This is a genomic window from Mycobacterium sp. NGS41 (assembly GCF_059812725.1).
In genome coordinates, this window is sequence record NZ_JCALDF010000065.1 from 1 (window position 1) to 4,543 (window position 4,543).

A 4,543-nucleotide genomic window follows, 5' to 3' on the forward strand; every position below is an offset into this window, starting at 1 on the left:
AGGTTGGACTCATTCAGCGGGAACACGCCAGGACCTTTGCTGGTTCGTTTGAGATCGATGCCATTGCAGATCATTTCGGCACGTTCGATGGCGGTTACCAGACGCTTACGGGCGGCCGCCGGGGTTAACTGGCTTACCTCCGCAATGTATTCGTCGAAGAACGACGGGTCGTCGGCGTCCAGAACCGACAGGGCCTCAGTTGTGGTGACACCCATTCGGCGCAGCGTCAGCCATTCGCGCGTGCCGAGGCGTCCGATTGTGATCGCAGTCGATGGGTCATCCGGGCCCATCTGCTGCGCGCACGGCTCCTCGTAGGGGCAACTGCCGCATTCGTTTTGCCCAATCGGCTCTACCAGAGGCTGCGGATCATCGTCCCGCCCACGGATTTCCCGTGCAGTTGCGGCCACTTTCACGCGGAAAGCATGTTCGTGGTCGTAGCGCGCGAGCAGCGACCGGCGTACCTTGCCGCGGCTGCGAGAGAACGTTGAGACCAGTGGCTCGTTGAGGTCATGCCAGGCGAACACCAACGCCGGGTCGCTGGTCGGCGTGATCTCGAGTTGGCTGGTGCCCAGGACCGCACCCAGCAACCTGTCGGGTCCCGGGTGGTGGCCGCATGCCTGAAGCATGCGCGTGTAGTGGGCCAGTTGCAGTCCGTCTTCGTACCGATGCGAGGTTGCTGCCGTCCAGCCGCTCAGCTTGAGTCGCTTGCCTGGTATGGCGACGGAGGATACGAGAACATCCACGACTTTTCGGCGTTGCAATGTGAGGTGGTGCTTTACGTCAGCCGGTAGATAGCCGCCATCGACTTTGATAAGGATGTCTGGCCGTCCGGTGCGGCAACTTTCAACGTCATCCGGGAGCCATCCGCCCAGTATCAGAGGCGCATCTGCGTCCATCGCCTGTGTGGTCGCTGCGATCGCCTCCGACTTGCACAGCTGAGATCCCAACACAACGGCACTGGGGTGGAGGGTGCGCAAAACGTCGAACACGTCTCGCTCGAAGGCAATCCCCGCTTCAAGCCGCTGTTTTTCCTCCGGAGACGGGTCCCATTGCAGCGTCTCCATAAGCGGCAGGAAGTCAATCTGCACTCGGACTGGGCACCGCTTGGCCGCATAACCATCGAGCAATATGGGCCCTGCCTGTTCTGTCACCAACCCATCATCGCCACGGCCGCCGCATTCGTCTCCGTAATCGAGTGTCGGGATCAAATCTGTGGCCCACCGGACGGGACGGGCGTTCTGCGATTACCTGTCGGATTCGGTACCGGATGTCGGCCACTGCTCTTACCCTCAGTGCCGAGAGGGACGTAAGAGGGGAGAACCGATGGCCGACGACACACTGAAGAACTACGTCCTAGCACTGGCCGACGCCGACAACTCGCTGAGTGAACCCGCCCGACTCGCTGTGCTGGCAGCGCTCGAAGATCCCGACGCCCTGTCCGAAGCGCTCGGTGGCGCCGTGGACTCCCCAGAACTGGTTGACTCGCTCACCGCTGCCGACGAGTCATCGGCGGAACCCGTCGGCGCCTACCTCCAGTCGGTCACCGTCGCTGGCTTTCGTGGCATCGGCGCCGAGGTCACCGTCCCGTTGCAGCCCGGGCCAGGTCTTACGATAATCGCCGGGAGAAACGGGTCGGGCAAGTCGACCCTGGCTGAGGCACTGGAACTGGCGCTGACTGGGGTCAACTCCCGATGGAAAGACAAGCCTGTGGTGTGGACACAGGCGTGGCGAAATCTGCATGCCGGCGAACCGGCGCGCATCCGCGTCGGCATCGCCGAAGAGGGTGCGGGCAAGACGACCATAGGCGTGGACTGGCCTACGGGGAGCGACGTGTCGGTCGGAGACATGAAGCGCTGGGCACAGCGCAAAGCCCAGAAGCAAGAACCCGTTAGCGTGCTGGGGTGGGACGCGGGACTGACCATGTATCGGCCCCTGCTGAGTTACGACGAGCTCAGTGGCATTCTCGAAGGCAAACCGAGCGAGTTCTACGACCAGCTTTTCAAGTTGCTGGGTTTGGAGCAGCTCACCACCGCGATCGAAGTTCTCGACGCCGAGGTCAAAAAACTCAGGGAACCCGCACTTGGACTTAAGCGCACCGCCGACACCCTCAAGCCAGACCTGGCGGCTCACGAGGATTCGCGCGCCGCGGTCGCGCTGGCACAGGTGAAGAAGACAAAACCCGACCTGGACGCGGTACGACCGTTGATTACCGGCCCTTCTCCCAGCATCCCTGCGGCGTGGCAACAGGCATGCCGGCTGATCGTGCCGCCCGCCGACGAAACGGAACCGAAATGTGCAGCGCTGCGGTCAGCGGCACACGCAGAACAGCAGGAAACACGGCGCGCGGACGCGCTGGCCGCCGACCGTGCGCGGCTTTTGGAGTCCAGCTTGGAGTTTCACGACCAGCACGGCGACCAGCGCTGCCCGGTCTGCGGTCAGGGCGCCCTCGACGACACTTGGGCCGTCGCCGCCCGCGCGGCCTTGGAGCGTGACCAGATCGCCGTACGCGATCTGGCCGCAGCCCGCGCGGAGACTCAGCAGGCTCGCTCAGCGGTTATGGCGATGGTGCGTTCCATCGCGCGTCCCCCGCTCACCGACACTGACCTGGCCACGCTGGAGGGCGCGCGTGCCGCCTACGATCACTTCGCCGAGCTGCCCGTCGGCGACGATCTCGCACTGGTCGATCATGTTGACGCGACCCTCCCGTCCCTGCGGGCTGCCTATGCAACGCTGGCTGAAGAGGCCGCTGCTCTCATCCAAGCGCGCGAAGACGCGTGGGGTCCGGTTGCCCTGAAGTTGGCAGAGTGGCTGCGCAAGGCTGAGGCTGTCGCCGCGGTGGCACCACAGCTGGCGGTGGCGACAGATGCGCTGAAGTGGTTGCAGGCCAACGCCGGACAGCTACGCAACGAACGGCTCACGCCTCTGGCCGAGAAGTCCCGCGAGATCTGGGCAGCGCTTCGTCAAGAAAGCAATGTCGATCTTGGTGGAATCCGGCTGGAGGGTCAGAAGACAACCCGGCGGGTCGTGCTACAGGCTGCGGTAGACGGTTCGGAGACTGAAGCTTTCGGGGTGATGAGTCAAGGCGAACTGCAGGCGCTAGCGCTGGCCATCTTCATTCCGCGGGCCACCTCGCCAGAAAGCCCATTCCGCTTTCTAGTTTTCGACGATCCGATCCAGGCCATGGACCCGTCGAAGATCGACGGTTTTCTCGACGTTTTGACCACCCTGGCGAAAGACCGACAGGTGATCGTTTTGACGCACGACAACCGGCTCCCAGCGGCGATCCGCGCCTCGCGCGCGCCCGCGCGGATCGTGGAGGTCACGCGGGCACTGAATTCGGCGATCAGCGTGGCGCCGTCGGAGCTGCCTGCAACGCGGCTGCTTGACGACGCCTTTGCGATCGCGGCCGACGAAGCTGTGCCCGAGAAAATCAAGCGCTCCGCGATCCCAGTGTTGTGCCGGGAAGCGTTGGAGATCACCGCGTGGGACGTCTACTCGTCGAAGGCACTCGCGGATGGGCAATCCCGCGAAGACGTTGAGGGCGCGTGGGAGAAAGCGAACAAGACGGCTAGGCGATTGGCGCTGGCTTTGGCCGGTGATGCCGATAACCCTGTGGCAGTGGACAAATGGAAGGCGGGAGGCCAAGCACGCGGGGATACGCTTTCGGTGGTGAACAAGGGTGTCCACCAGGGGGTGGTTGATTACAAGGGTGCGGTCACTGATGCCCGGCAAGCGGTCGGTGACCTCGCTAAGAGCGCGACATGCTAGGACGCGTCGCGCTTCTCGACTACGCGGACGACGTGCTCGATGGAAAGATCGCCCTTGGCCCACGCGCAGCGCGGATCGCTGCGTTGCTGGCGCGGATGGCGCTCGAAGACTGGCTCGACGAGCAGAGCGCTTCCTGGTCGGCTACCAGCGGCAAGTCACCGACGATGAGATCGAAACTTGTTGTACTGGCAAGGAATCAAGGAGTGGAGATCGGGGAGCGGGCCAGGCGGGTATGGTACGCGCTGAGCCGGGCTGTGCACCACCATGCCTATGAGTTGCAGCCGTCGCATGCGGAGATTCGACATCTGGTGAGGCAGGTGCGGGTTTTGTGCAGCGTATAGAGCGGCACTGTCGAGCACACCCAAACTGCTCACCTTGCCGCAGAATACCTTGAGTCACCACCGAACTGCCTCACCTATCAGGTGAGGGGAAGCCAATGCGGCAAGGGCGTTACTGCGATCTCGTGGGTTCCGCGCGGGCTCCCATTGCCGTCTCCCGGCCCATCTTCGACCACTTGAGACCTTGCGGGTCATGAGCATTCATGCGGTCGAAGCGTTCGTTGTCGGCGCGCAGCTTGTCGAGGTGTTCGTCGTCGGTGCTGGCGGGCCAGTACCCAAGCTCGGCGGCGGCAGCGTGCAACTTGGCAATGTCTAACTCAGCCATGAGGTGTGAATCGCCCTGGCTCTGCCGGAGGCTCGAATTATTGGATTCCGGCCAGGGGTTGGTCGGTCCGTGTCGTAGCGTAGAACGCGGCTTCGTACTCCGCGGGTGGTAG

General features: G+C 63.3%; 3 protein-coding genes and 1 pseudogene. 2 read left to right on the forward strand and 2 right to left on the reverse strand.

Features of this window, described 5'->3' with window-relative positions:
* Positions 1-1,088: pseudogene (locus AC5Y21_RS25905) on the reverse strand (hypothetical protein); the annotation flags it as partial.
* Between the two features lie 235 nt (positions 1,089-1,323).
* Between AC5Y21_RS25905 and AC5Y21_RS25910 the strand changes: the two are divergent.
* Together AC5Y21_RS25910 and AC5Y21_RS25915 are read left to right on the forward strand one after the other, a co-directional pair.
* Positions 1,324-3,768, forward strand: coding sequence for an AAA family ATPase (locus tag AC5Y21_RS25910; protein WP_499916991.1), 2,445 nt, complete (start codon positions 1,324-1,326; stop codon positions 3,766-3,768).
* On the forward strand, positions 3,762-4,109 hold the full coding sequence (locus tag AC5Y21_RS25915; protein ID WP_499916993.1) for a hypothetical protein: 348 nt from the start codon (positions 3,762-3,764) through the stop codon (positions 4,107-4,109). The genes AC5Y21_RS25910 and AC5Y21_RS25915 overlap by 7 nt, the downstream gene beginning before the upstream one ends.
* 109 nt (positions 4,110-4,218) lie before the next feature.
* Here AC5Y21_RS25915 and AC5Y21_RS25920 read toward each other — a convergent pair whose 3' ends face one another.
* Positions 4,219-4,431 carry a hypothetical protein gene (locus tag AC5Y21_RS25920; protein WP_499916995.1) on the reverse strand — a complete coding sequence of 71 codons (213 nt, stop codon included), beginning with the start codon at positions 4,429-4,431 and terminating at the stop codon, positions 4,219-4,221.
* Positions 4,432-4,543 lie beyond the last annotated feature (112 nt).

What these genes read in the sequence shown, in the direction of transcription:
- AC5Y21_RS25915 (WP_499916993.1), top strand. Translation starts at nt 3,762, where the DNA reads ATGCTAGGACGCGTCGCGCTTCTCGACTACGCGGACGACGTGCTCGAT.
- AC5Y21_RS25910 (WP_499916991.1), top strand. Translation starts at nt 1,324, where the DNA reads ATGGCCGACGACACACTGAAGAACTACGTCCTAGCACTGGCCGACGCC.
- AC5Y21_RS25920 (WP_499916995.1), bottom strand. Translation starts at nt 4,431, where the DNA reads ATGGCTGAGTTAGACATTGCCAAGTTGCACGCTGCCGCCGCCGAGCTT.